General features: G+C 70.8%; 19 protein-coding genes and 1 riboswitch. Of the genes, 7 read left to right on the forward strand and 12 right to left on the reverse strand.

The annotated features are described in order from the left end of the window. Positions 1–23: 23 nt before the first annotated feature. Genes OHT51_RS08030 through OHT51_RS08060 form a run of 7 tightly spaced genes read right to left on the reverse strand, consistent with a single transcriptional unit; the run spans position 24 to position 9,712 of the window. The gene (locus tag OHT51_RS08030; RefSeq protein WP_328878208.1) at positions 24–785 is read right to left on the reverse strand and encodes an anti-sigma factor; all 762 of its coding nucleotides are present in this window, start codon (positions 783–785) and stop codon (positions 24–26) included. Then, positions 785–1,459, reverse strand: coding sequence for an ECF RNA polymerase sigma factor SigK (gene sigK, locus OHT51_RS08035; protein ID WP_443052428.1), 675 nt, complete (start codon positions 1,457–1,459; stop codon positions 785–787). The genes OHT51_RS08030 and sigK overlap by 1 nt, the downstream gene beginning before the upstream one ends. Then, a complete protein-coding gene (gene sbnA, locus OHT51_RS08040) occupies positions 1,428–2,465 on the reverse strand; it encodes a 2,3-diaminopropionate biosynthesis protein SbnA (RefSeq protein WP_328878210.1) in 1,038 nt (345 codons plus the stop codon). The genes sigK and sbnA overlap by 32 nt, the downstream gene beginning before the upstream one ends. Positions 2,466–2,508: 43 nt before the next feature. Further along, on the reverse strand, positions 2,509–3,579 hold the full coding sequence (gene sbnB / locus OHT51_RS08045) for a 2,3-diaminopropionate biosynthesis protein SbnB (protein WP_328878211.1): 1,071 nt from the start codon (positions 3,577–3,579) through the stop codon (positions 2,509–2,511). Next, positions 3,576–4,580, reverse strand: coding sequence for a TauD/TfdA family dioxygenase (locus OHT51_RS08050; RefSeq protein ID WP_328878212.1), 1,005 nt, complete (start codon positions 4,578–4,580; stop codon positions 3,576–3,578). The genes sbnB and OHT51_RS08050 overlap by 4 nt, the downstream gene beginning before the upstream one ends. Positions 4,581–4,604: 24 nt before the next feature. Next, entirely contained in the window at positions 4,605–7,205 is a 2,601-nt protein-coding gene (locus OHT51_RS08055; protein ID WP_328878213.1) for a non-ribosomal peptide synthetase, read from the reverse strand. Beyond that, positions 7,202–9,712: a Pls/PosA family non-ribosomal peptide synthetase gene (locus OHT51_RS08060; RefSeq protein ID WP_328878214.1), complete on the reverse strand. Its 2,511-nt coding sequence runs from the start codon at positions 9,710–9,712 to the stop codon at positions 7,202–7,204. The genes OHT51_RS08055 and OHT51_RS08060 overlap by 4 nt, the downstream gene beginning before the upstream one ends. Positions 9,713–9,900: 188 nt before the next feature. Further along, positions 9,901–10,086, forward strand: a riboswitch (cobalamin riboswitch). 30 nt (positions 10,087–10,116) lie between these two features. On the opposite strand from OHT51_RS08060, the gene OHT51_RS08065 reads away from it, so the two are divergent. The 6 genes from OHT51_RS08065 to OHT51_RS08090 all read left to right on the forward strand — a co-directional run bounded on the left by OHT51_RS08065 (position 10,117) and on the right by OHT51_RS08090 (position 14,830). Further along, positions 10,117–10,818: an energy-coupling factor ABC transporter permease gene (locus tag OHT51_RS08065; RefSeq protein WP_328878215.1), complete on the forward strand. Its 702-nt coding sequence runs from the start codon at positions 10,117–10,119 to the stop codon at positions 10,816–10,818. An 11-nt stretch (positions 10,819–10,829) separates the two neighbouring features. Then, positions 10,830–11,210 (forward strand): energy-coupling factor ABC transporter substrate-binding protein, encoded by a 381-nt coding sequence (locus OHT51_RS08070; RefSeq protein WP_328878216.1) that lies wholly within the window; start codon positions 10,830–10,832, stop codon positions 11,208–11,210. A gap of 6 nt (positions 11,211–11,216) precedes the next feature. Continuing rightward, positions 11,217–11,966 (forward strand): cobalt ECF transporter T component CbiQ, encoded by a 750-nt coding sequence (gene cbiQ / locus OHT51_RS08075; RefSeq protein WP_328878217.1) that lies wholly within the window; start codon positions 11,217–11,219, stop codon positions 11,964–11,966. Next, positions 11,963–12,805 (forward strand): energy-coupling factor ABC transporter ATP-binding protein, encoded by an 843-nt coding sequence (locus OHT51_RS08080; RefSeq protein WP_328878218.1) that lies wholly within the window; start codon positions 11,963–11,965, stop codon positions 12,803–12,805. The genes cbiQ and OHT51_RS08080 overlap by 4 nt, the downstream gene beginning before the upstream one ends. 103 nt (positions 12,806–12,908) lie before the next feature. After that, positions 12,909–14,411, forward strand: a complete 1,503-nt coding sequence (locus OHT51_RS08085; RefSeq protein ID WP_328878219.1) for an APC family permease — start codon at positions 12,909–12,911, stop codon at positions 14,409–14,411. 2 nt (positions 14,412–14,413) lie between these two features. Next, the gene (locus OHT51_RS08090) at positions 14,414–14,830 is read left to right on the forward strand and encodes a universal stress protein (protein ID WP_328878220.1); all 417 of its coding nucleotides are present in this window, start codon (positions 14,414–14,416) and stop codon (positions 14,828–14,830) included. 10 nt (positions 14,831–14,840) lie between these two features. On the opposite strand, the gene OHT51_RS08095 is transcribed toward OHT51_RS08090, so the two are convergent. The 5 genes from OHT51_RS08095 to OHT51_RS08115 all read right to left on the reverse strand — a co-directional run bounded on the left by OHT51_RS08095 (position 14,841) and on the right by OHT51_RS08115 (position 23,552). After that, entirely contained in the window at positions 14,841–16,634 is a 1,794-nt protein-coding gene (locus tag OHT51_RS08095; RefSeq protein ID WP_328878221.1) for an FAD-binding dehydrogenase, read from the reverse strand. Positions 16,635–17,018: 384 nt separating this feature from the next. Beyond that, the gene (locus tag OHT51_RS08100) at positions 17,019–17,744 is read right to left on the reverse strand and encodes a class I SAM-dependent methyltransferase (protein WP_328878222.1); all 726 of its coding nucleotides are present in this window, start codon (positions 17,742–17,744) and stop codon (positions 17,019–17,021) included. A gap of 178 nt (positions 17,745–17,922) precedes the next feature. Next, a complete protein-coding gene (locus OHT51_RS08105; protein ID WP_328878223.1) occupies positions 17,923–20,391 on the reverse strand; it encodes a SpoIIE family protein phosphatase in 2,469 nt (822 codons plus the stop codon). A 186-nt stretch (positions 20,392–20,577) separates the two neighbouring features. Continuing rightward, on the reverse strand, positions 20,578–22,962 hold the full coding sequence (locus OHT51_RS08110) for an MFS transporter (protein WP_328878224.1): 2,385 nt from the start codon (positions 22,960–22,962) through the stop codon (positions 20,578–20,580). A 146-nt stretch (positions 22,963–23,108) separates the two neighbouring features. Beyond that, positions 23,109–23,552, reverse strand: a complete 444-nt coding sequence (locus tag OHT51_RS08115; RefSeq protein ID WP_328878225.1) for an SRPBCC family protein — start codon at positions 23,550–23,552, stop codon at positions 23,109–23,111. 192 nt (positions 23,553–23,744) lie between these two features. Here OHT51_RS08115 and OHT51_RS08120 point away from each other — a divergent pair, with 192 nt between their 5' ends. After that, positions 23,745–24,788 carry an Rv2578c family radical SAM protein gene (locus OHT51_RS08120; protein ID WP_328878226.1) on the forward strand — a complete coding sequence of 348 codons (1,044 nt, stop codon included), beginning with the start codon at positions 23,745–23,747 and terminating at the stop codon, positions 24,786–24,788. Positions 24,789–24,866 lie beyond the last annotated feature (78 nt).

Consider the following 24,866-nt stretch of genomic DNA (forward strand, 5'->3'; position numbering starts at 1 on the left):
CAGCAGGAGGCCGGCCCACCCGATCAGGAAGTGGGCAAGGGCCAGGTGGCGACCGGATCGCTGGTGGGGTGGGAGGAGCCCGCGCTCGGTTCGACGGTGACAGCGAGTGCGGCGGCGGCGCCGGGCGGGGGAAGGGACGCGGACTGGAGGCCGGCCTTGGCGGCGAGGAGCCCGGCGGGGCGGACGGCGTCGCCGGGGTCGACGTACCACATCTGGTAGGTCTTGTCCGCGGGCAGCGGGGCCAGGTCCTGGCAGAAGTAGACGGCCTCGTTCAGCTCCCGTGAAACCGCCACGGTGCCGGATCCGCCGTAGGCCAGGTCTTTCTTGACGAAGGTGGTGTCGGGAGCCGCGAAGAGCCGGCCGAGGCCGGCGGCCTGGCTCCGGGCCTCCTGGCGCGCCTCCCTCGCCTCCCGCGCCTCCTGGTGCTGCCAGGCCGCCAGACCGCCGAGCGCGGCGGCCGCGGCCAGGCTGGCGGCCAGTGCGAGATGCAGCAGCGGCGGTGTGGATCGTCGGATGCGGCGGCCGTCCGCCGGACCGGGGGGCTTCGGAGGGAGCTGGGGGGTCCGGGCCACCTCGGCGAGGACGCGTTCCTTCAGACGCGGCGGCGGGGTGCGGGCTGCCGCGAGCGCGAGCCAGCCCGCGGCCTCCTGCTGACGGAGCGTCTCGTGGGCGCAGTCGGGACAGTCGGCGACATGGCGGCGGAAGGCCTCCCGTTCCTCCCGGGTGAGGGCGTTCACCGCATAGGCACCCGCGAGGTCGTGTGCATCGTGCGAGTCGGCTGTCATCACGGCGGAGCTCCCAGGCAGTTCCGCAGACGGGTCAGAGCCCTGCGCAGTCGGCTCTTGACGGTGCCGAGCGGCAGGGACAGCCTCGAAGCGATCTCGGTATGGGTCAGGCCCTCGTAGTAAGCGAGCACCACCGGCTGCCGCAGCTCGGGCTTGAGCTCCTTCAGGCACGAGCGGACCTGTTCGCATTCACCGAGCGCCTCCACCGTGTCCACGACGTCGTCGAAGGCCGGCGTCGACTCGTGCTGGGAGACGGCGCGCTCGCGCTCGGTGGACCTCTGCAGCGTGCGGACGCTGTCCACGGCTCGGTGGTGAGCGATTGTCAGCATCCAGGTCATGGCGTGCCCGCTCTCGGGCCGGTAGCGGGGGGCGCTCTGCCAGACCTCCAGCATGACCTCCTGGGTGACCTCCTCGGCGTGCGCGGGGTCCTGAAGGACCCGGCACGCGATTCCGTAGATCGGTCCGGCGGCCGCGTCGTACAACCGGGAGAAGGCGTCCTGACTGCCCGCAGCGACGGACACCAACAGGCGATCGGTCTCGGACGTACCGACGTGTCGGGCCCCGGAAGCCTCCCGCTTCGCCACACCCTCTCCCACCTGTGCAAATGCCCCGATCCAGCATGTTCGGTTCACCCACCCTTCTTTAAGTGTCCGAGTCCCGGCCGTCGTCCGCATCCCGCAGTGACGCGAGGCGGGCGGCCAGGGAACCGGCGGTGACCCGGCCGCCGCCACCGAGCACGTCGTCGCCGTACAGGGCCTGGACCCAGTTGGCCTGGTAGACGGTCTCGAGGTAGCGCTCGCCCAGGTCAGGGGCGATGGCCACCGCGGTCAGACCGGCCGGGTCGTGCGCGGCCAGCCAGCGCGTCGCGCCGCTGACGACGGTGCCGGTGGAGCCGCCGAAGAGGAATCCGCGTCTGGCCAGGCGGTGGCAGGCGCGGATGGTGTCCGCCTCCTCGACGTGCACCGCCTCGTCGACGTAGGACTCGTCGAGCAGGGGCGGGCTCACGCTCATGCCCAGGCCGGGAAGCATGCGGCGGCCCGGGGTCCCGCCGAAGGTCACCGAGCCGGCGCTGTCCACCGCGACGATGCGGACGGGCCGGTGCCAGTGCCGGAAGAAGCGGGCGCAGCCCATCAGGGTTCCGGTGGTGCCGGCCCCTACGAACAGGACGTCCAGTCCCGGGAACGAGCGGGCGATGGCCGGTGCGGTCCTGCGGTAGTGCGCTCGCCAGTTGCCCGGGTTGGTGTACTGGCTGAGCCATACGTACCGGTCGTCGAGGGCGGACAGTGCGCGCACGTAGTCGAGGCGTGCCTGCAGGAAGCCGCCGTCGGCGCTCGGCTCGGTGACCACGTGCACCTGGGCGCCCAGGGCCTCCATCACCAGCCTGGTCGACAGGTTGCAGCGGGAGTCCGTCACGCACAGGAACCGGTAGCCCTTGCTGGCGGCGATCATGCTGAGTGCCACGCCCATGTTGCCCGACGAGGACTCCAGCAGGACCGACTGCGGGGTCAGCACCCCCGCCCTTTCGGCAGCCTCCACCATCTCGGTGGCGGGCTTCAGCTTGATCGAGCCGGCGAAGTTGAAGCCTTCGCACTTCAGGAAGAGCGCGTGCCCCAGTATCGGCTGGAGGTCGACGTAGAGATCCTCCTCGTTGAAGGTGTAAGGGGCGGATATGACTGACACGATGGCCTCCGCGGATTGAAGAGCGACCGGGCCCGGACGGTGTTCACCCGTACCGGCTCAGCTCATGGAAGAAGCCGTCGACGACGTGCAGCTCGCCGGAGCCGGCCACCTCGTCGTAGACGTACTTGCCGACTGCCAGGTCGAGCACGCCGAGGCCGAAGGGCGAGAACACCACCGTCCGGTCCGCCGACGGCGACACGCGTCCGGACATCACTGCCGCCAGCGTCCCCGTCACGAAGTCACGATTGCCGGTGAGCTGTTCGGCCAGATGGACGGAGGTGTCCGCCCTCAGACAGTGCTCGACGTCGTCGACGATGTTGTCCGAGGCGAGCACGACCTCGGGGGCCAGATCGCGCAGCGACACGTGCAGCACGAGCGGACGGTGTGCGAACCACGACGGCTCGTGGATGTGCGGCCGGGCGGCGACAGTGGCGAACACGACCAGGTCGCTCTGGCGTATCAGCTGCTCGGCGCTGTCGTGCAGAACGATCCAGCCGGTGGCCCCGGACTGCTCCAGGTAGCAGCGGAACCCGGCGGCGCTGTCGGCGGACACGTCGTGCACGCCGATGGTGTCGAACGACCAGCCGGTCCCGGTCAGGAAGGTGTGGATGTAGCGGGCGATCAGGCCCGTCCCGATGAAGCCGACGCGGGTCGGGCGCTCCCGGCCGCGGCTGAGTCGGTCCGCCGCCAGTGCCGCCGACGCGGCCGTCCTCGTGGCGCTGATGATCGAGGCTTCCATGCAGACGAACGGGTAGCCGGTGTGGCGGTCGTTGAGGACGAGCACCGCCGAGGCCCTCGGGATGCCGGCGGCCACGTTCTGCGGAAAGCTGGAGATCCACTTCAGGCCGTCCACCCCTGCCTCCCCGCCGATCGAGGCGGGCAGGGCGATGATCCGGGACGACGGGCGGTCGGGGAAGCGCAGGAAGTGGGACGGCGGATTCACCGAATCGCCGTCGTCGTGCAGCCGGTAGGTTTCCTCGACCACCTCCACGATCTGCTTCTCGCGCCCTCGCAGCGCTTGCTGGACCTGGCCGCCCGGCACGATCGCGAACGGCGGCACGGCGGCCGGTCCGGACGGTGCGGACTCCCAGGTGCCTGAACGGGTGGTGGTCATCGGGTGATCACCTCCACGGTCGGCGAGCAGTCGGCCAGGCGGACCGCGTCCGCCATCGCGACGAGCACCTCGCGCGGCCCCTCGTACGGCTCCCTGCTGTGGGCGGTGCGGATGTTGTCGACGAGCATCAGGTCGCCGGCCTGCCACGGCTCGCGCACGGTGTGGGACTGGTAGACGTCGTTCAGCAGCTGCACGGTGTCCTCGCCGATCGGTGCGCCGTTCCCGTAGCGGGTGTTGAACGGCAGCCCGTCGGCGCCGTAGATGTCGACGAGGTACTCGCGTATCTCGGGGGCCAGGGTCCACTCGTTGAGGAACGCGATCTGGTTGAACCAGCAGCGCCGGCCGGTGACCGGGTGCCGCACCACGGCGCTGCGGCGCTGCCAGGTCCGCAGTCCGCCGTCGGGTTGCCACTCGAACTCGATCGCGGCCGCCCGGCAGTAGCTCTCGACCGCACCGCGGTCCTCACTGCCGAACGCGTCGGTCAGGGACGCCCCGATCTCCTCGTTGTAGTTGCGGGTGAGCAGCCAGCCCTCCCTCAGGAACCGCTCCACTAGATCGGTGGGCAGCGCGCCCAGCACGGTCGGTGCGTCGGCCAGCGCGGTCGCGCCGCCGGCGTCGGGGGCACTGAGGCAGGCGAACAGCATCAGACCGGGGAACTCCAGGGTGTAACTGAGTTCATGGTGCATACACATCGGCTGGTGCGGCGGCCACTTCGACGAGGAGTACACGCCGTCGGCGTAGGTCCGCCGGGATGCGAAGGCCTCCTTCTCGGTCATCAGACCGGCGGCCAGCCGCCGGAAGACGGCGGCGGTCCCAGCCTGGTCGGCCGGCCGGAGGCCACGGACCAGGACCGAACCGTGCTCGGCGACGACGGCACGCACCGCGTCCCGGTGCTCGGCGGCCCAACTCGCCGCGTCGCCGGTGGAGTCGGCGCGCAGGATGGGGGGTTTGCCGGGCTGAAGGTCGACGTCGAGCATCGGCACGGGGGGCGAGGTCGGCATCTCGGTCTCCTTTCGGTCGCGGGTTCAGGAGGAAGCCGGTGGTGCGGGGCCGACGCCGGCCGCGGAGGCCGGTGGCGCGGCGGCCGGGGCCCTGCCGTTGACGACGCGGGCCAGGTCGGCCAGCACCGGGTGGCGCGTGAGGTCCTTGATGTCCACGGCACGGTCCAGGGCGATCGCGAGCCGCACGGCCGCGAGGGAGGTGCCGCCACGGTCGAAGAAGTGGTCGTGCCGGCGGATCGTGTGCTCCGGTATTCCGAGGACCTGAGCCCACAGGGCGGCCAGCCGCCGTTCGGTGGGCGTGCGGGGCGTGTCGCGGCCCGCCTCGGCCATGTCAAGCCCGGTGCCGGCGGATCCGGCATCCGGCACCACGGCGCTGACCTGCGCGGCGAGCGCGGTGAGCCCCTTCTTGTCGACCTTGCCGTTGGCGGTCACCGGCAGGTTCTCCTGCCAGTGGAACTCGGTGGGGACCATGTACTCGGGCAGCGACCGGCCCAGCCGGTCCCTGAGGTCGGCGTCCTTCAGCGGGCCGTCACCGGAGTAGAAGGCCACCAGGCGTCCGCCCTGGCCGGCCCCCTCGACGGCCACCACCGCGCCGTCGCGGACGCCGGGTGCCCGCAGCATGGCGCTCTCGACCTCGCCGATCTCGATCCGGAAGCCGCGGATCTTGACCTGGGTGTCCTGGCGGCCGAGGAACTCCAGCTTGCCCCCGGGCACCCAGCGGCCGTAGTCGCCGCCCCGGTAGAGCCGCCGGCCCGCGCGGTGCGGATCCGGTACGAAGGCCTGCCGGGTGCGCTCGGGGTCGTTGACGTAACCGCGGCCGACACACACCCCGGAGAAGACGATCGCGCCGGGGGCGCCGAGCGGCACCGGTGACAGGTGCTCGTCCACGACGTGGACGTGCACGTTGCTGATCGGCGAGCCGAGCGAGATCCGTCCGTTGTCCGGCGCCCGGTCCATCACCTCGTGGTTGGTGTCGTCCGACGTCTCGGTCAGCCCGTACGCGTTGACCAGCCTGATGCCGGGCTCGGCCGCGAACCAGCGCTGCACGAGTTCCCATTTCAGTGCCTCGCCTGTGACCGACACGCATCGCAGGTCCGGCAGCGCGCGCGGGTGCCGCTCCAGGTAGGCCACGACCGCGTCGAGGTACGACGGCACGACCTGGAGGACGCCGACCCCGCCGCGGGCGATCGTGTCGACGAACCGCGGGACGTCCAGGATCGCGTCCTGTTCCACGAGCAGGGTCCGCCCGCCGGCCAGCAGCGCGGAGACCAGTTGCCACAGCGAGATGTCGAAGCACTGGGGCGCGGTCTGGGCGACCACCTGCCCCTCGCCGATCCCCAGGTCGTCGATCTTGGCGTAGAGGTGGTTGAGCATGCCCGCGTGCTCGCACATGGCTCCCTTGGGCTCGCCGGTGGAGCCGGACGTGAAGTAGATGTAGGCGAGTTGGTCCGGGGCGACGCCGACGCCGAGGTCGGAGTCCGCGTGGCACTCCGCGTAGGCGGCGTCGACGGACAGCGCCCGGACCGCGGGCAGCGAGTCGAGGGCCCGGTCGAGCATGGCGGTGCTGCCCGGTTCCGTCAGCACGAGCCGGCACCCGGCCCGCGTGAGCATGGTCGCGATGCGGTCGGCCGGGAAGTGCGGCTCGACGGGCAGGTACACCCCGCCGGCCTTGAGGACCGCCAGGACGGCGGCCGTCCAGTCCAGGTTCCGCTCGGTCACCACCGCGACGACCCCTTCACGGCCCAGCCCCCGTGCCAGGAGGGCACGCCCCAGCCGGTTGGCCCTCGCGTTGAGTTCCCGGTAGGTCCACCGCTGGTCGCCGTGTACGGCCGCGACGGCGTCGGGGTGCGTCCTGACGCGTTGTTCGAAAAGCTCGTGGAAGCGGTGGTCGGGCAGTTCGCGGCGGGGTCCGGCGAGTCCCTCGAGCTGGAAACGGTGCTCATCGGCCGAGAGCAGGCTCTGCCGGTCGTGCGCGGCGTCCGGATCGGCCGCGATCAGCGTGAGCGCGGTGAGGTGGTAGCCGACGATCCTCGCGGCGCAGTCCGCGTCGAGCGCGTCGGTCCGGTACCGCAGCCGCAGCGCGGGCGGCTCGCCCGGTCGCGGTGTGCCCAGCCGCAGCACGGCGTTCCCGGCGAGTTCGCCGCCGTCGCCGATCGGATCGAACTCGGCCTCGCCGACCGGTCCGGGCAGGCCCGCCGCACGCCGAAGTCCGTCGACGGGGAAGTCCTTGTGCAGCAGCAGTTCCGACTCGGTCCGGTGGGTGTGCAGCACCAGCGTCCGCCACGAGCCGGGTTCGACGGTCAGCCGGCAGGGCAGCGGCGGCGCGGCTTGTACGGCGACATAACCGGTCGTGACCTCGTGTTCGCCGGACAGAGCGGCGAGAACCTTGGCGTGCGCGGCGAGCAGCACCGTGCGCAGGGGTACCGCCAGATCGTCCGTCAGGCGGCTCAGCGCGTCCGTCAGATCCTGGGGAAGCGGCGCCTCGTGCGTGGCGACACCGGCCACCGGGTCGAAGGTCCACCGAGGGACGGTGGTGACCCCGCCGGCGGCGAGCACATCCCGCCAGTACGCCCGGCCGGCCTCCGCAGCCGCTGTCGTCGATGCCGTCGATGCCGTGGATGTCATGGGGCCGACCTCACCTCGTCCTCGCCGTACGAGCGGATCGGCCGTGCCGGATTCCCGCCCCACCAGGCCTGCTGCGGGACCGCCTCCCCCTTCATCAGGAAGGAGTCCGGGGCGAGCACCGCACCGTCGCCCACCGTCACGCCGTAGTGGACGAAAGCGCCGACCCCGAGGGTGCATCCGGAGCCGATCGTGCTCCGGTCGGACTTGAAGGCGCCGTCCTCCTGCGAGTGGCACTGGACCACGCTTCCCAGGTTGAGCGTGCAGCCGTCCCCGATGGCGGCCATGGCCCGTTCCGTCAGATGGCAGCCGTCGTCGAAGACCATGCGGCCGAGCCGCACCCCCAGCAACCGCCAGGCGACGTTCTTGAACGGGGTGCCGTTGAGCATCCTCAGGTACGTCTCCGACGGCACCTTCCAGTAGCGCTCGTGCTGCCAGAAGTCCGGTGTGTAGATCGAGCAGAAGAGGGGTTTCAGGGGACGGACCGCTGTGACGACGCGTTCGACCAGCACGAAGTACGCGATGGTGAACAGCACGACCAGGAGGTCGGCCAGCATGAGCCCGGACACGCCGAGCGGCCCGTACAACTCCGCGGCTGCCGTGACGAGAAGGATGAGAACGAAGGCAAAGATCCAACGCGACAGCAGGTACCAGGCCATGGTGGCGACGTTGTGCCTGTTCTTGGCGGCAAGGCCGTGCCGCAGCTCCTCACGGCCCTTGAGCCGGTCGAACGTGCTGTCCCGCAGCACCGAACGCGGAATCTCGAAGCTCGGCGAGCCCAGCAGGCCGACGCCTTCGCGGACCTCCCCGTCGACCGGCACCATCACCTTCGTCGCGAGCAGGCAGTTGTCGCCGGTCCTGCCCCGCGTGGGATACGCGATCCGGTTCCCGAGGAAGTTGCGCGGCCCGATCGACACCCGGGACACCCGGAACGCGGTGCTGGAGAAGTCGGCGTTCATGATCGACAGGCCGTCGGCGGCCATCGTGCCGCGCCCGACGAAGCTCAGGTACGGCGTCTCGTGCTTCATCTCCGTGCCGAAGTTCGACCCGGTCTGCTCGACGCGGGAGAGGTCGTATCCGAGGCCCCGCAGGTAGTGGACGATGGCGGAGCTGTCACCGAACAGACGCTTCAGGAACCGCCAGTTGGTCAGGAGCGTGATCGTCCGGTGCACCTCGAAGTGGAAGCCGTACAGACGGTAGGTCCTGCCCGGCGTGATGGTCAGGCTGAGCAGGCGCGGAAGGGCGGTCAGGACGAGGAGACCGGCGGGTACGGCGCCGAAGACGAGCACGAACGACATCGCCAGGGCTTCGAGGTAGAACGACCCGTCGGCGAAGACCGCGGGTCCCGGCTCCAGAGCCGTGCTGAGCTGCGGGACCTCGACGAGCAGCGCGGCCACCCCGCCGACCGCCAGGGGTACGTACACGGCCAGCGCGAGCAGCAGTTGCAGAAGGCTGTGGGTCGCTCTGCGCACCGCGCCGCAGCGGGCCCGGCCCACCACCTGGTAGTCCACGTCGGTCCGCTGTGCCGGGGACCCGTGCCAGTGCTCGCCGTCGGGCACCGCCTGCCCGCGGTGCAGTGAGGAGGCGTGCCCGAGCTGGGCCCCGTCGCCGAGCGATGTGTCGATGTCGAGGACGGTGGCCTCGCTGACCAGCACGTTCCTGCCGATGGTGACGGGGCCCGTCTGGATCTGTCCGGCGTGCGCCCGGTAGCAGGAGAAGAACGAGTCCTTGCGGATGACCGTGCCGTCACCGATGGTGAACAGGTCGGTGCACACGGGCACGTTCCGGGAGAGGACCACGGCGCCCCGCCCGACCTTCGCGCCCAGTGCCCTGAGGTAGAGCAGGTAGAGCGGGGAGCCGCTGAACAGCACCATGGGATCCGCCCGCACCAGCGTCTTGACGATCCAGAAGCGGACGTACGCCACGCTCCAGACGGGTATGCGCTGAGGCGTCCACCGGCCTACGAGGGTCCACTTCACGAGGACGGGGAGGACGCACAGGACCAGGAACGTCGCACCTCCGAACAGGACCGAGCGCAGGTACACATCGAGTGCGCCCGATCCGGCGGAGATCCACCCGTAGCCCAGGGCGGTGCCGAAGGCGAGGAGGTAGACGTACCCCAGGAAGGCCAGGAACTGCAGGGCGCCGCACAGGACGTACTGCCGCTTGCCCGCCGCGGACGGGGCCGGGGCCGGGGACTCCGGTGCCGTGAGCACAGCCGCCGGTTCGGACCGGGGCACGGGCTCGGCATCCGCGAGCGCCGTCGCCAGGCTCCTGATCGTCGGGTGGCGATAGACGTCCCTCATCGACACCGACGGCAGATCCGCGCGCTTCCTGACTCGTGCGCAGAAGTGCGCCATCACCAGTGAGTCGGCGCCCAGGTCGTCGAAGAAGTGACCGTCGACCGGAACCTGCTCGCTCCGCACGACCTCGGCCAGCACCGCGGCGAGGGTTCTCTCGATGCCGGCCGGTTCACCGCATCCGTCCAGCAGGGCCGTGGATTCCTCCATGCACTTGATTCGGCACCGGAGCGCGGACAGATCACCGCATTCACAAACTTCTGGTAAGTGATCCGCATTCGGTTACCCAGGGTTCACGCACGGTTGCGGAGTTTGCGGACCGCCCACCCCGGCCCTGCGGCGCTCGAGCACCCCTTTCGCGCCCCCGAGGCGCGCTTGTCAGCCACCCTGTGCGGGCACTACTGTCACCACGCCTTGGTGAACGGGAAATCCGGTGTGATGCCGGTGCGGCCCTCGCCACTGTGAATCGGGAAGTCCGGCTCTGGCCCTCACGGGCAGCCACTGGGTCCTTCGGGACCCGGGAAGGCGGAGCACGGGCGGTGGTACCCGTCAGCCAGGAGACCGGCCAAGGCGCGTCAACCATCCACGAGGTGCTGGAGAGGGTCTGCTGAGCCATGCACATAGCCGAGGGTTTCCTCCCGCCGGCGCACGCGGTCGCCTGGGGCGTCGCGTCCGCGCCGTTCGTAGTCCACGGAGTCCGTTCGCTCACCCGTGAGGTCAGGGAGCACCCCGAGAGCACGCTGCTCCTCGGCGCCTCCGGAGCCTTCACGTTCGTCCTGTCCGCGCTGAAGCTGCCCTCGGTGACCGGCAGCTGCTCGCATCCGACCGGCACCGGGCTGGGCGCCATCCTGTTCCGGCCACCGATCATGGCGGTACTGGGCACCATCACCCTGCTCTTCCAGGCGCTGCTGCTCGCGCACGGTGGCCTGACCACGCTCGGCGCCAACGTCTTCTCGATGGCGATCGTGGGCCCCTGGGCCGGATACGCGATCTACAGACTGCTGCGCCGCTACGACGTGCCGCTGATGGTGGCGGTGTTCTTCGGGGCGTTCGTCGCCGACCTGTCCACCTACTGCGTCACCAGCGTCCAGCTGGCGCTCGCGTTCCCCGACCCGAGCAGCGGATTCCTGGGCGCGCTCGGCAAGTTCGGCTCCATCTTCGCCGTCACCCAGATCCCCCTCGCGGTGAGCGAGGGACTGCTCACGGTGCTCGTGATGCGGCTGCTGGTGCAGTCCAGCAAGGGCGAGCTGACCCGGCTGGGCGTGCTCCTCGCCAAGAAGCAGTCCCGGACCCAGACCGAGGCGGTGGCCCGATGAGCAAGAGCCCGATGAGCAGGAACACGAAGATCAACGTCCTGCTGCTGATCGTCGTGGCCGCGCTCGCGGTCCTGCCGCTGGCCCTGGGACTCGGCGACCACAAGGAGGAGCCCTTCACGGGCGCCGACGCCGAGGCGGAGACCGCGATCACCGAGATCAAGCCGGACTACGAGCCCTGGTTCTCGCCGCTGTACGAGCCGCCGTCCGGTGAGATCGAGTCGGCCCTGTTCGCCCTCCAGGCGGCCCTCGGCGCCGGTGTCCTCGCCTACTACTTCGGCGTGCACCGGGGCAGGCGGCAGGGCGAGCAGCGGGCGCTGGAGCGGTCGCGGGACGCCGAGAGCGGGGCCGGTGGCGCCGCGACCGCCGAGGAGTCCACGGTCGAAAGGGCCTGATCCCTCGTGCTGCCGATCGACGCGGCGGCGCACAGCAGTCGCTGGCGCCGCCGTCACCCCGTGGACAAGGCTGTGCTCGGGCTCGGTCTCACCCTGCTCGCGATCTCGCTGCCGCCCTGGCCGGGCGCGGCCCTGGTGCTCCTGACGTCCCTCGTGGTGCTGCTGGGCCCGGCGGGCGTGCCGGGCCGGCGGCTGTGGCGTGCCTACCGCGTGCCGCTGGGCTTCTGCGTGACCGGCGCGGTCACCCTGCTCGTCCAGGTCGGCGGGCCGGAAGGCTTCGTGTCCCTCGCGGACGACGGCCCGCTGCGCGCCGGGGAACTACTCCTGCGCACCTCGGCGGCCTCGCTCGGGGTGCTGCTGTTCGCCTTCACCACCCCCATGTCCGACCTGCTGCCCCGCCTCGTGAAGGCGGGGGTGCCCGCGCCCGTCGTGGACGTCGCCCTGGTGACGTACCGCATGAGCTTCCTGCTCCTGGACTCCGTGCGCCGCATCCGGGACGCCCAGGCCGCCCGGCTGGGGCACACGAGCCGGGCCGCGGAGTGGCGTTCCCTGGCCGGGCTCGGCGCGACCGCCTTCGTACAGGCCTTCGACCGGGCCACCCGTCTCCAGGCCGGGCTCGCCGGGCGCGGCTACGACGGCACCCTGCGTGTCCTGGTGCCCGAGGCCCGGGTCTCCGCCCGCTTCACGGCCGCGAGTTGCGCCCTCCTCGCGGCGCTGGCCGCCCTCACCCTCGTACTGGAGAAGGCCCTGCCATGAGCGAGCCCACCGCCCTGGTCGCCCTGCGGGGCGCGTCCTACGCCTATGAGGACGGCCCCGTCGTGCTCAGCGGCCTCGACTTCGACGTGCGCGAGGGGCGCGCGCTGGCGCTGCTCGGTCGCAACGGCAGTGGCAAGACCACGCTGATGCGGCTGCTCAGCGGCGGACTCAGGCCGCACGACGGCCGGTTGACGGTGCAGGGCACGCCCGTCACGTACGGCCGCAAGGGGCTGACCCGGTTGCGGACGACCGTCCAGTTGGTCGTGCAGGACCCGGACGACCAGCTCTTCGCCGCGTCCGTCGCCCAGGACGTGTCCTTCGGCCCGCTGAACCTCGGCCTGTCCGACCCCGAGGTGCGGGTGCGGGTCGACGAGGCGCTCGCCGCACTGGACATCAGGGCGCTGGCCGACCGGCCCACGCATCTGCTGTCGTACGGGCAGCGCAAGCGCACGGCCATCGCCGGCGCGGTGGCGATGCGGCCCCGGGTGCTGATCCTGGACGAGCCGACCGCCGGGCTCGACCCGGACGGGCAGGAACGCCTGCTCGCCACGCTCGACGGACTGCGCTCGAGCGGGACCACGGTGGTCATGGCCACGCATGACGTCGATCTGGCCCTGCGCTGGGCCGACGACGCGGCGCTCCTCACCCCGTCCGGCGCACGCATCGGGGCGGCACCGGAGATGCTGGCCCGCACCGACCTCCTCCAGCAGGCCGGCCTGCGGCTCCCGTGGGGTGTCGCCGCGGCCCAACTCCTGCGGGCACAGGGGTTGTTGGGCGACGCGTCGGCGGGCCCCCGCACCCCGGACGACCTGGCGGCGCTCGTCCCGGCACCGGAGTAGCGGCCGTCCCGACACGACATATATGCCCGCCAAGGGCATCAATGTCTTGAATGTTTCGCAGCTCCCTGTTGTATGGATTCACGTCCAACGGGAGTGAGGGAACATGGCCGAAGACATCGCGGACGCGGGCCCGCCGCAGGCCGCGGGCTTGAAGCCCGATGCGATCGGGTTCGTCGACGCGCTCGTCATCGGGCTCAACGCCACCTCGCCCGCGTACTCGCTGGCCGCGGCCATCGGTCCGGTCGTGGCGCTGGTGGGTGTCTACGCCCCCGGCGTCATGCTCGCGTCGTTCGTCCCGATGCTGCTGATCGCCTCGGCGTTCTACTACCTCAACAAGGTCGACCAGGACTGCGGGACGACCTTCTCGTGGGTCACCCGGGCGATGGGCCCGTGGGCCGGCTGGCTCGGCGGCTGGGCCATCACGATGACCGGCGTCCTGGTGATCGGCTCGCTGGCGGACGTGGCGGTGACATTCGCCCTGCTGGCCTTCGGTCTCGACAGCTGGGCCGAGAACGAGTTCGTGCGCCAGCTGCTCACGGTGCTGCTCATCATCGTGATGACGGCCGTGTGCGTCATCGGCACCGAGGTGTCGGCGCGGGTGCAGAACGTCCTCATCCTCGCGCAGGTCGCCTGCCTCATCGCGTTCGCCGTGGTGGCGCTCTACAAGGTCTACGCCGACACCGGCACCCTCGACGCCGTCGACCCGGCGTTCAGCTGGCTGGACCCCTTCGGGGCGGGCGGCGCAGGGCTGACGGCCGGCCTGCTGCTGGGCGTGTTCATCTACTGGGGCTGGGAGTCGGCGGTCAATCTCACCGAGGAGGTCGAGAACTCCGCCACCGCTCCGGGCAAGGCGGCCGTCTGGTCGACGGTCATCCTGCTGGTGACGTATGTGGCGGTCGCCTACGCCGTCGTCGCCTACGCCGGGCCGGCGTTCCTGTCCGAGAACGCCGCGGAGGAGGAGTTCATCTTCGCCATCCTCGCCGACGAGGCGATGGGCGGCTGGGACTGGGTGGTGCTGCTGGCGGTCTCCACCTCCGGGCTGGCCTCCACGCAGACGACGATCATCCCCGCCTCGCGCACGGCGCTGTCCATGGCCCGCCGGCACGCGCTGCCGTCCCACTACGGGCACATCAGCCCGCGTTTCCGCACCCCCGACGTGAGCACGTGGTGGGTGGCCGGCATCGCCATCGCCTGGTACTTGATCGTCCGTCAGATCAGCGAGAACGCCCTCTTCGACTCGCTCACCGCACTGTCCCTGCTGATCGCGTTCTACTACGCGCTCACGGGCATCGCCTGCGCCGTCTACTACCGCCGCCATCTCACCGAGAGCCTGCACAACTTCCTGCTCATCGGCCTCGGCCCGCTGATCGGTGCCGGACTGCTGGTCTGGCTGCTCGTCGAGTCGATCGGCGACATGGCCGATCCCGAGAACTCCTACAGCGGCGTCTCGTGGTTCGGGCTCGGCCCGCCGCTGGTCATCGGCATCGGCATCACTCTCGCGGGGGTGATCCTCATGATCGTGTGGCGGCTGATGGCCCCCACCTTCTGGGAGGAACGCCCCGAGGTGGCCGACCCCGACCTCGTGCACGGCGACAAGGAGCACTGAAGATGTCGATCGTTCTCGGATACGACGAGTCCCCGGGCGCGGTCCGCGCACTGCACGTCGCCATCGAGGTGTCGGCGGCGTTCGGCGAGCCCCTCGTGCTGGTCTACGGCGCCGCTGCGCCCGGCGCTCTCGGTGAGGAGTACACCGCTCACCGCGACGCCGTCCAGGCGGCCGGACGCACCGCGCTCTCGCACGCTGTCGGGGTGGCCGACGAGGCCGGTGTGCCGACCACGGTGGAGGTCATCGACCAGAAGCCGGCGGAGGCGCTGATCGAGGCAGCGACGCGCCATGCGGCGAGGTTCATCGTGGTCGGCAGCTGGGGTGAGAGCCCGTTGCGCGGGGCCCTGCTGGGCTCCACACCCCACAAACTGCTGCATCTGTCCCGTACGCCCGTCCTGTGTGTGCCCACCGAGCCGTGACCCGCTGGGTTCAGCTCGCGGTGGCCTGTGCCGCGGCCTTGCCCGCCACGCGGCCCGAGAACAGGCAGCCGCCGAGGAAGGTGCCCTCCAGGGAGCGGTAGCCGTGGACCCCGCCGCCGCCGAAGCCGGCGACCTCTCCGGCCGCGTACAGACCGGAGATCGGGGTGCCGGAAGCGTCCAGGACACGGCCCGAGAGGTCGGTCTGGAGGCCGCCGAGGGTCTTGCGGGTGAGGATGTTGAGGCGCACGGCTATGAGAGGGCCGGCGCTCGTGTCCAGGATCTTGTGGGCGGACGCGGTCCGGCTGAGCGTGTCACCCGGGTAGGCGAGCGCATTGCGGATGCCCATGACCTGGACGTCCTTGGTGTACGGGTTGTCGATCTCGCGGTCACGGGCCTCGATCTGCCGCTTGAGGTCCCCGAGTTCGATGAGGTTGTCGCCGGTCAGCTTGTTCATGCCCGCGACCAGCTCGGGCAGGGTCTTGGCGACGACGAAGTCCTCACCCTTCTCCTTGAACCGCTCGATCGGCTCCGGCGTCTGCCAGATGCGGGACAGCAGCATCCAGATGTTCTTCTCCGTGAGGTCCGGGTTCTGCTCGGAGCCGGAGAGCGCGAACTCCTTCGCGATGATCTTCTGGGTCGTGACGAACCAGGAGTAGTCGTAGCCGCTGTCGCTGATCGACTTGAGGGTGTGCAGGGTGTCGTAGCCCGGGATGTCGGGGCTGGAGAAACGCTTGCCCTCGGCGTCGAACCACATGGAGGACGGGCCGGGCAGGATGCGGATGCCGTGGCCGGGCCAGATCGGGTCGTAGTTCTTGAGGCCCTCGGTGTAGTGCCACATCCGGTCGGGGTTGACGATCCGTCCGCCCGCCTTCTCGGTGATCGCCAGCATCCGGCCGTCCACGTGCGCGGGCACGCCGGTGATCATGGACTTGGGCGGGGTGCCGAGCCGGGCGGGCCAGTTCTTGCGCACCAGCTCGTGGTTGGCGCCGATGCCGCCCGAGGTGACGATCACGACGGGGGCGTTCAGCTCGAAGTCGCCGACGACGGTACGGGAGCTGGGCTTGCCGCGCCCGGCGTTGCTCGGCTCCAGGACGGCGCCGCGTACGCCGGTGACGGCACCGCCCGTGACGATCAACTCGTCGACTCTGTGGCGGAACCTGAAGGTCACGAGGCCCCTCTCCACGGCCGCGCGGACCTTCTTCTCGAAGGGTTCGACCACGGCCGGTCCGGTCCCCCACGTGACGTGGAAGCGCGGCACCGAGTTGCCGTGCCCGTCCGCGAGACCGCCGCCGCGCTCGGCCCAGCCGACGATCGGGAACCACTGCATACCGAGCCCGGCGAGCCAGGACCGCTTCTCCTCGGAGGCGAAGTCCACATACGCCTCGGCCCACTTGTAGGCCCAGTGGTCCTGGCCCGACGGGTCGGAGATCCCGCGGTCGAAGCCGGCCGTGCCCAGCCAGTCCTGCCAGGCCAGCTCGTGGGAGTCCTTGATGCCCATCAGCCGCTGCTCGGCGGAGTCGACGAGGAACAGTCCGCCGAAGGACCAGAACGCCTGCCCGCCGAGGCCGGCCTCCGGCTCCTGGTCCAGGAGCAGCACCTTGCGTCCCGCCGCGGCCAGTTCGGCCGTCGCGACCAGCCCGGCGAGGCCGTGGCCGACCACGATGGCGTCCGCGTCCGACGAGCCGGCCGAGGCCGCGAAGGCCGGGAACGTGGCCTGCGCGAGGGCGGCACCGGCGAGCACCCCGCCGGCGACGGTCAGGGCACGACGGCGCGTGATCGCGGCAGGGGTTGACGAGTTCTCCATGGGCTGCCTTCCGGGGAGATGCGCAAGGGGCGGGAGACACACGAGAGGCCGCTGCGAGAGCGGGTGTTACCGACGGTAGCCCAGGGGGTGCCGGCGTCGCCAGATGCTGCAGTCGTGAACTTTTCTCATGTTTTCACGCCCCACCTGCACGCCCAAACCCCTTGCCGAATCCGGCAGTCGAACGACGTCCACCACGGGCGGCTCCGGCGGAGGCGGCACCTCGGCCGCAGGTGGCGGCCTCGCCTCCACCGGCGTGATCGTGCTCCGTCGCCGTGCTCGCGGCCGCGCTGCTCGCCGCCGGATGGGCGGCGTACTTCAAGGGCCGCAACGCCGGCTGATGGTGCGGCGGACGGGGTCAGCGTGCCCCGCCCGCCGCCCCCGCCGTCACACCGTCCGGCCGGCCACCACCCACTTCGAGGGCAGCTCGATCCGAGCGCCGTCAGGTCCGTACTCCGTGGTGATCAGCGGCAGTTCACCGCGCGCCAGGACGCTGAGCCCGGCCGCGCGCAGATACTCGGGCACGGCGGCGTCGGCGACCTCGCCGGGGGCGATGCCGTGCCGGAAGATCGGCGCGAGCTTGGGCGGCGGTCCCGACGGGCTCTGCGCGAGGCCCATGAGGACCGGCTTCGCGGACTCGGAGAGTTCGACGAGGAAGGCCCGGCCGCGCTCGCCGACCAGCGTGGCGATCCCGTTCACCATCAGCTGCCGGTCGTCGGGCTCGGCCTGGTGCAGCACACCCCGCATGTAGATGTTGGCGTCGCCGAGTTCGGCGTGCAGCGTCTCCGCCTCGGTCTTCTCCACCGCGTCGAACAGCCGATAGGTGGCCTGCCCTGCGGGGTCGGCCTGCCGGGCGTGGTCGAGGGCGGCGGCGGACAGCTCGACGCCGACGACGCGCGGGAAGCGCTCAGCGAGGAAACGCGTCTGAGTGCCGTTCCCACAGCCCAGGTCCACCATCGGCAGGCCCGGATCGGTCAGGTGCGCCTCGAAGAGGGCCAGGTGGCGGCCGGCGGTCAAGGCAGGCTCGGCGTCCCAGAACACCGCACCCTGTTCACCACTCGCTTCACGCCAGAAGCCCTCCCAGGACTGACGGTACCGACTCGTCACGCTCATGTGCCCAACTCCCCAGGTTGCGACGCCGACCCGTCGTCAAGTGACGGGCGAGTACGGTCTATCGCGGCCCGGTGACGGCTACAAGCGCGTGGCGCATTCCTTCACTCCGCATTCGAGACTCGTGCGCCGTCGTACGCCGTTCGGGGCACAAGTCGTACGCCCCTGGGGGCGCGAGGCGTCAGCGTCGCGGGAGGGTGAGTTCGAACCAGACGGCCTTTCCGGCGCTCGTACGACTGGTGCCCCACGCGCGGGCGAGCACGCTCACCACCCGCAGCCCGCGTCCGGTCTCGTCGTCCGGCCCGGCGTGGAGCAGGGTCGGAAGCTCGTGGTCGTCGTCGTCCACCTCGCACAGCAACGTGTCCCCACGGACGAGGCGCAGCTCTACGGGACGGCTGTGGGAGTGGCGTACGGCGTTGGTGACGAGCTCGCTGACCAGCACCTCGGCGCTGTCGGCGAGCCGCGACAGGCCCCAGCCGTGCAGCTGTTCACGGACGACGGCGCGGGCCCGGCCGACCTCCGCCGGGTCGAGGGCGAGCCGCCATTCGGCGACGTCCTCCGGCTCGATGCCGTTGAGGCGGGCCATCAGCAGGGCCACGTCGTCCTTGCGGCCGCCGCAGCCCGCTTCCGAAAATGTCACAGCGAGCGCGCGGATGATCGTGTCGCAGGCGTCGTCCATGGACGCGGCCGGATGGGCGGCGGACTCGCACAGTGTCGCGAGCCCGACACCGATGTCTTCGCCGCGCACCTCGACCAGGCCGTCGGTGCACATCACGATCCGGTCGCCGGGCCGCACGCGCACGCGTACCGCCTCGAAGGGCACCCCGCCGACGCCGATCGGGGCGCCCGTGGGCAGGTCGAGCAGCTCGCTGCGCCCGTTGTCGGCGCGGACCAGGACAGGCGGGATGTGGCCGGCGTTGGCGATGTGGAGTTCGCCGGCGATCGGGTCGTAGACGGCGTACAGGCAGGTCGCGAGGTAGGTGTCGCCGAGGCGCTGGGCGAGGTCGTCGAGGTTGCGCAGCAACTGGGCGGGCGGCAGGTCGAGGGCGGCCATGGTCTGCACGGCCGTACGCAACTGGCCCATCATGGCGGCCGAGTTGAGGCCGTGCCCCATCACGTCACCGACGACCAGGGCGGTGCGGGCGCCGGGCAGTTTGACGGAGTCGAACCAATCGCCGCCGACCCGGCCGAGCAGGGTGCCCGGCAGATAGCGGGTGGCGATGTCGCAGCCCGCCATGCGCGGCGGGATGTGCGGCAGCATGCTGTCCTGGAGGGTCTCGGCGACGCTCTCCTGGTACGTGTACATGCGCGCGTTGTCGAGCACCAGGCCCGCGCGGGCGGCGAGTTCGGCGCCGGTGACCCGGTCCATGTCGTTGAACTCGACGCGCTCGGGGTGGCGCAGCAGGATCATGAAGCCGAGCACCACGTCGCGGGCCTTGAGCGGCACGACCAGCATGGAGCGGTCCGTGATGAGCGGCCGGATGTCCCGCTTCTCGAACTGCGAGGCGATGGCGTGCCCCATCTGCTCGCTGATACGCGGCACGAGCACGGGGTCGCCGGTGGTCATGCACTGGAAGAAGGGCGTGTGCGCCGGGAAGGGCATGGCCTCGCCGACCGGCACGACGTCCTCCCAGCGGCCGGGTTCGTCGGTGTGTTCGAGGGCGACCCGATGCCACATGGTGGTCGTGTCCGGCACGCCTTCCGGGAATCCCTCGCCGGCGACGACCTGTTCGCGCAGATAGGTTCCGGCAACGTCGGTGAAGCGGGGCACGACGGCCTTGCTGACCTCGACGATGGTCCGGGACAGATCGAGGGAGGTGCCGATGCGGCCGCTGACCTCGTTCAGGAACTCCAGGCGTTCGCGTACGGCGACGTACTCGAGGTCCTCGGCCTCGTCGGTGTACTCCCGCGGTAACGGCAGGCCCTGAGCGGCTGCCCGGGCGGCCCGCTCGCGGCGCGCCCTGCGCTCGGCACGCCGGGGCACGCCCCAGTCGGGGGTGACGGGGACGCGGTCGTTCTGGCTGAACTCCAGTACCGGATAGCCCAGTTCGAGGATCTGGCCGACGATGCGGGCGCTCTCCTCGACGCTCATGCTGGGCAGGATCTCGGGGAGCCTGCGGGCGAGTTCCTCGGCGCCGGGGAAGTCGGTGTGCAGGGCGAATCCGGGGGCGACGCGCTCGTAGCCGGTGTCCTCTTCCTGGGCCTCCTGCTGGAGCCGGCCCACGTCGGCGCCCAGCACCAGCAGCCGCTCCGGGCCGGGGCCCACCAGCGGGTAGGCCCACCACAGGACGTCGACCCGGTCGCTCCCCGACTCGCTTCGCTCGGGCACCGTGAGGCGGGCACGGCCCGCGGCCGGGTAGTACAGCCGCCCGTCGAGGGACGTCTCAAGATCGTGGCCGAGACCGTCGTACGCCGAGTAGGCGCCGTACAGCGAGACGTCGTCGTCCTCGGGCAGCGCGCCGGAGACGGGCAGCAGATCGACGGCCGCGCGTCCGATCGCCTCCTCCTTGGCGGCGCCGAACAGACGGCGTGCGCCGGAGCTCCAGTGCGAGACGAGGCCCTCGCGGTCCACCACGACCACGGCCAGTGGGATCCGTCCGGACGCGGCGTGTTCCGTCACCGCGCCGTCCCTCTCGGTGCCACGGTCCATGGCCCAGGCCCTCTCTCCCCACGGCTCCACAAGATCTGCGCGCCCACACCACCGTACGGCTCCGAGCCGACGTGATGTGCGGCAATACGGGAATTGATATGACGAGATCAAGACGGCCCGCGCAGGGACCGAAAGACCCGTCCGCGCCACGTCCCCGCAGGACAACCCAGGTGCGGGTGCGCCGGTTCAGTCCTCGTGTCCGAGCTGAAGATCGCGTTCCGTACGGCCTCCGCCGGCGACCTGGAGCACGGTGGCGACCGGCGGGTAACCGGTGGCGATGACGGTGTACTCGCCGGTGGACAGGTCAACGAACCGGAAGGTCCCGTCGGGCCCGGTCGTAAGCGTGTCCATGACGTTGCCGGCCGCGTCGAGCAGCGTCACGCGCGCGTCCTCGACGGGGCGCCCCCCGCCTGCCCGCACGGTGCCACGCAGCAGGGCGCCGCCGGCGAGTTCGATGTCCTGGCGGGTCTCGCGAGCCGCCTTGACGGTGACGGGGACGGCGGCCGGGCGGAAGGCGGAGGCGCTCGCGGCGAGGGTGTACTCGCCGGCGACGAGTTCGGTGATGACGTAGCCGCCCTCGCGCCCGCTGCGGGTGGTGGCGACGACCTCGCCCTGCACGTTGGTGAGCGTGACCGTGGCGTCCACCGGCGTGCCGTCGGGGGTGAGCACCCGCCCGGCGAGGCGTCCGGCGCCGCCGAGGACGATGTCCAGATCGACGGGACGTTCGCCGACGGTCACGGTGACGGCCTGCGGCTGGTGGCCGCCCGCCGCGGCGATCATGACGTACGACCCGGGGCCCGGCGTCGCCAGGGCGTACCGGCCGTCCTCGCCGCTCGCGCCGCGCCCGACCTGCTGCCCGCCGATGTCGATGAGCGTGAGTGCCGCGCGCGGGACGACGGTCCCGTCGGGATTCTGCACCAGGCCGCAGACGGGAACTCCGGTGGCGTACTGCGAACGGGCGGGCGGGATCGGGGCGTTCACCGGCCCCGATTCCGTCTCCGGGGCCTGGGCGTTGTGGGACACCAGCGGTTTCTCCTTGAGGAAGAAGGCGATGAGCAGGCCCAGCACGAGCACCGGCACGAGGTACAGGAAGATCCTCGGCATGGCGTCGGCGTAGACCTGGATGTAGTCGTCGCGCAGGGCCGGGGGCAGGGTGTGGACGAGCTGCGGGGTGATCGACTCGGGGTCGGGCAGCTCGGCGCCCGCGCGCGTGGGGAGCCGTTCGGTCAGGGCGTCGGCGAGCCGGTCGGCGAAGAGGGTGCCGAAGATGGCGGCACCGACGCTGCCGCCGATCTGCCGGAAGTAGTTGTTGGCGCTGGTGGCGGTGCCGAGGTCGGCGGGGCGTACGGAGTTCTGCACGGCGAGGATCAGGACCGGCATCACCATGCCGATGCCGGCGCCGAGCACGGCCATCCAGAGGCTGTAGTGCAGCCGGGGCGTGTCGACTTCGAGGCGGGACAGCAGCCACATGCCGACGGCCGAGAGCGCGCTGCCGAGCACGGTGTAGATCTTGTAGCGGCCGGTGAGGCTGATGAGTTGGCCGCAGACGATCGAGGCGCCGACGATGCCGCCCATCATCGGCAGCATCAGCAGGCCCGACTCGGTGGCCGTGGCTCCGTCGACCATCTGCAGATAGGTCGGCAGATAGCTGGCGGCGCCGAACAGCGCGACGCCGGTCACCAGGCCGACCAGGCCGGTGACGTTGAAGACGGAGTCCCTGAACAGCCGCAGCGGGATGAGCGGTTCGGCGGCGAAGTGCTCGGCGACCACGAAGAGGACCGAGGCGACGGCCGCTCCCCCGGCGAGGCCGAGGATGACGCGGGAGTCCCAGGCGTACTCGATGCCGCCCCAACTGGTCAGCAGGACCAGGCAGGTGGAGGCGGCGGCCAGCAGCAGGGAGCCGAGGACGTCGAGCCGGGCCTTGGTCCTCGGCTTCGGCAGTTTCAGTACGACGGCCACGACGGCCAGGGTGACGAGGCCGAAGGGGACGTTGATGTAGAAGCACCAGCGCCAGGAGACGTGGTCCGTGAAGTAGCCGCCCAGCAGCGGCCCGGCGACCGAGGCGAGGCCGAACGCGGCGCCGATCAGACCCATGAACCGGCCGCGTTCCCTGGCAGGCACGATGTCCGCGATGATCGCCTGGACGCCGATCATGAGCCCGCCGGCACCGACGCCCTGCACCGCGCGGAAGGCGATGAGCTGGTCCATGGTCTCGGCCCGCCCGGCGAGCGCGGAGCCGATGACGAAGACGACGATCGCGAACTGGAAGACGCCCTTGCGGCCGAGGAGGTCGCCGAGCTTGCCGTAGATCGGCAGTCCGACGGTCGCGGTGAGCAGGTAGGCGGTGATCGCCCAGGACATCTTGTCCAGGCCGTGCAGCTCGCCGACGATCTTCGGCAGGGCGGTGGCGACGATCATCTGCTCCAGCGCGGCCAGCAGCAGCGCGAGCATCAGTGCGAAGAAGACCAACCGCACCCGGCGCGGGCTCAGTTGGGAATCGGCGTCTTGGGGCGGAGCCTGTTGAGGTGGTGCGGTGACGGTTTCGTCCTGCACCAGAGTCGTGCCGCCCACGTACCGCTCCCCTCGCCGTACCTGCTCACATTTCCCGCATTACGCGACAACTACGAGCAAGCACGGCGAGTTACGGCGCAGTCCCGGACACGGCGGAGATCCACTCGATCCGGTGAGGGAACCAAGGGCCCCCGGGCACCTGGGACTTACTTCTCGACCTCGGTCGCGAGCTTGGCGAGCAGCTCGTCGTAGATCCGGCCGAGACCCTTGGGCGCGAAGGTCTTCTCGAAGAAGCCTCCGATACCGCCGGCGCCCTGCCAGGTGGTGGTGACGACGACGAGGGACTTGCCCTCACCGGCCGGGGTGACCCGCCAGGTGGTGACCATGGAGGAGTTGCGGTCCTTCTCCACGAGCTCGCCGTCGGTCGGCTCGCTGACCTCCAGGAGGCAGTCGCGCACGCGCTTGCTGGTGGCCTGGAGCTTCCAGTGGACGAGGGTGCCCTCGCCGTCGCCGCCCTCACGCACCTCGTATTCGCTGAAGTGCCCGGGCAGCAGCTTCTGCCGCGTGCCGCTGTAGTCGGCGAGGGCGTCGAACACCTTCTCCGCGTCCGCCGCGACGACCCGCTCCGTAGTGGCCTCGACCTGCGCCATTGACTTCCTCCAGGACCTGAATGCTCGGGGGTTGGAGCAAGCCAACCACCCCGCTGCCGGACCGCCCAAATCGGGGTCCCGATCAGCTCTCCGAAGCGATCGCACAGTGATCGAAAACGAAGCCCGGAGATAGGTCGCACGATCAAGGGAACATGTGTTCTATTCTGAGGGCAGTGCTACCGAGGAGGCCTCATGCGCTGGGAGAACCTCACCCTGGAGTCCGACCACAGCCGTGCCGACTCCGCGCTGTTCGGCGCGGACGCGGTGGTCACCCGCACCTTCGACACGCCCGAGTTCGCCGGGATCACGTTCCACGAGATCCGGGCCCGCTCGATCCTCAACCGGGTGCCGGGCGCCTCGCGCATGCCCTTCGAGTGGACGGTCAACCCCTATCGGGGCTGCTCGCACGCGTGCGTGTACTGCTTCGCCCGCAAGACCCACAGCTATCTGGACCTGGACACGGGCCTCGGCTTCGACTCCCAGATCGTGGTCAAGGTGAACGCGCCGGAGCTGCTGCGCCGCCAGCTCGGCTCGCGCCGCTGGCAGGGCGATCACATAGCGATGGGCACGAACGTCGACTGCTACCAGCGGGCGGAGGGCCGCTACCGCCTGATGCCGGGGATCCTCGCCGCCCTGCGCGACCACGCCAACCCGTACTCGATCCTGACCAAGGGCACGCTGATCCTGCGCGACCTGGAGCTGCTGAAGCAGTCCGCGCAGGTGACGGACGTCGGCGTCTCCGTCTCTGTCGGCTTCATCGACCCCGAGCTGTGGCGCACCGTGGAGCCGGGCACACCCGCCCCCGAGCGCCGTCTGGACGTCGTACGGACGCTGACCGAGCACGGGCTCGGATGCGGTGTGCTGATGGCGCCGGTGATCCCGTTCCTGAGCGACAGCCCGGCCCAACTGCGGGCCACCGTCCGCGCGATCGCCGCCTCCGGCGCCACCTCGGTCACGCCCCTGGTGCTCCATCTGCGGCCCGGGGCACGCGAGTGGTTCATGGCCTGGCTCGGCCGGGAGCACCCCCATCTGGTGCGCCGGTACGAGCGGCTGTACGCGGACGGCGCCTACGCGCCGAAGTGGTACCAGCGCCGGGTCACCCGTCAGGTGCACGACCTGGCGGAGGAGTACGGCATAGGCCCCACGCGCGCGGGGATGCCCCGGCGGATCCGGGAGCCGGAGCCGGCCCCCGCGGAGCACGCGCCGTCCGAACCGACCCAGCTCTCGCTGATCTGAGAGCGTTGGCGGGCATTGGAGCGCATCTCTCGGCCCAATAGGGTCAAGTCTTGCCCGAAGCAGTTCTTCCAGGCGCCC

Source organism: Streptomyces sp. NBC_00299 (genome assembly GCF_036173045.1).
GTDB lineage: Bacteria > Actinomycetota > Actinomycetes > Streptomycetales > Streptomycetaceae > Streptomyces > Streptomyces machairae.

What these genes read in the sequence shown, in the direction of transcription:
- OHT51_RS08030 (WP_328878208.1), bottom strand. Translation starts at nt 785, where the DNA reads ATGACAGCCGACTCGCACGATGCACACGACCTCGCGGGTGCCTATGCG.
- sigK (WP_443052428.1), bottom strand. Translation starts at nt 1,459, where the DNA reads ATGCGGACGACGGCCGGGACTCGGACACTTAAAGAAGGGTGGGTGAAC.
- sbnB (WP_328878211.1), bottom strand. Translation starts at nt 3,579, where the DNA reads ATGACCACCACCCGTTCAGGCACCTGGGAGTCCGCACCGTCCGGACCG.
- OHT51_RS08050 (WP_328878212.1), bottom strand. Translation starts at nt 4,580, where the DNA reads ATGCCGACCTCGCCCCCCGTGCCGATGCTCGACGTCGACCTTCAGCCC.
- OHT51_RS08055 (WP_328878213.1), bottom strand. Translation starts at nt 7,205, where the DNA reads ATGACATCCACGGCATCGACGGCATCGACGACAGCGGCTGCGGAGGCC.
- OHT51_RS08060 (WP_328878214.1), bottom strand. Translation starts at nt 9,712, where the DNA reads ATGGAGGAATCCACGGCCCTGCTGGACGGATGCGGTGAACCGGCCGGC.
- OHT51_RS08065 (WP_328878215.1), top strand. Translation starts at nt 10,117, where the DNA reads ATGCACATAGCCGAGGGTTTCCTCCCGCCGGCGCACGCGGTCGCCTGG.
- OHT51_RS08070 (WP_328878216.1), top strand. Translation starts at nt 10,830, where the DNA reads ATGAGCAGGAACACGAAGATCAACGTCCTGCTGCTGATCGTCGTGGCC.
- OHT51_RS08080 (WP_328878218.1), top strand. Translation starts at nt 11,963, where the DNA reads ATGAGCGAGCCCACCGCCCTGGTCGCCCTGCGGGGCGCGTCCTACGCC.
- OHT51_RS08085 (WP_328878219.1), top strand. Translation starts at nt 12,909, where the DNA reads ATGGCCGAAGACATCGCGGACGCGGGCCCGCCGCAGGCCGCGGGCTTG.
- OHT51_RS08090 (WP_328878220.1), top strand. Translation starts at nt 14,414, where the DNA reads ATGTCGATCGTTCTCGGATACGACGAGTCCCCGGGCGCGGTCCGCGCA.
- OHT51_RS08095 (WP_328878221.1), bottom strand. Translation starts at nt 16,634, where the DNA reads ATGGAGAACTCGTCAACCCCTGCCGCGATCACGCGCCGTCGTGCCCTG.
- OHT51_RS08100 (WP_328878222.1), bottom strand. Translation starts at nt 17,744, where the DNA reads ATGAGCGTGACGAGTCGGTACCGTCAGTCCTGGGAGGGCTTCTGGCGT.
- OHT51_RS08105 (WP_328878223.1), bottom strand. Translation starts at nt 20,391, where the DNA reads ATGGACCGTGGCACCGAGAGGGACGGCGCGGTGACGGAACACGCCGCG.
- OHT51_RS08115 (WP_328878225.1), bottom strand. Translation starts at nt 23,552, where the DNA reads ATGGCGCAGGTCGAGGCCACTACGGAGCGGGTCGTCGCGGCGGACGCG.
- OHT51_RS08120 (WP_328878226.1), top strand. Translation starts at nt 23,745, where the DNA reads ATGCGCTGGGAGAACCTCACCCTGGAGTCCGACCACAGCCGTGCCGAC.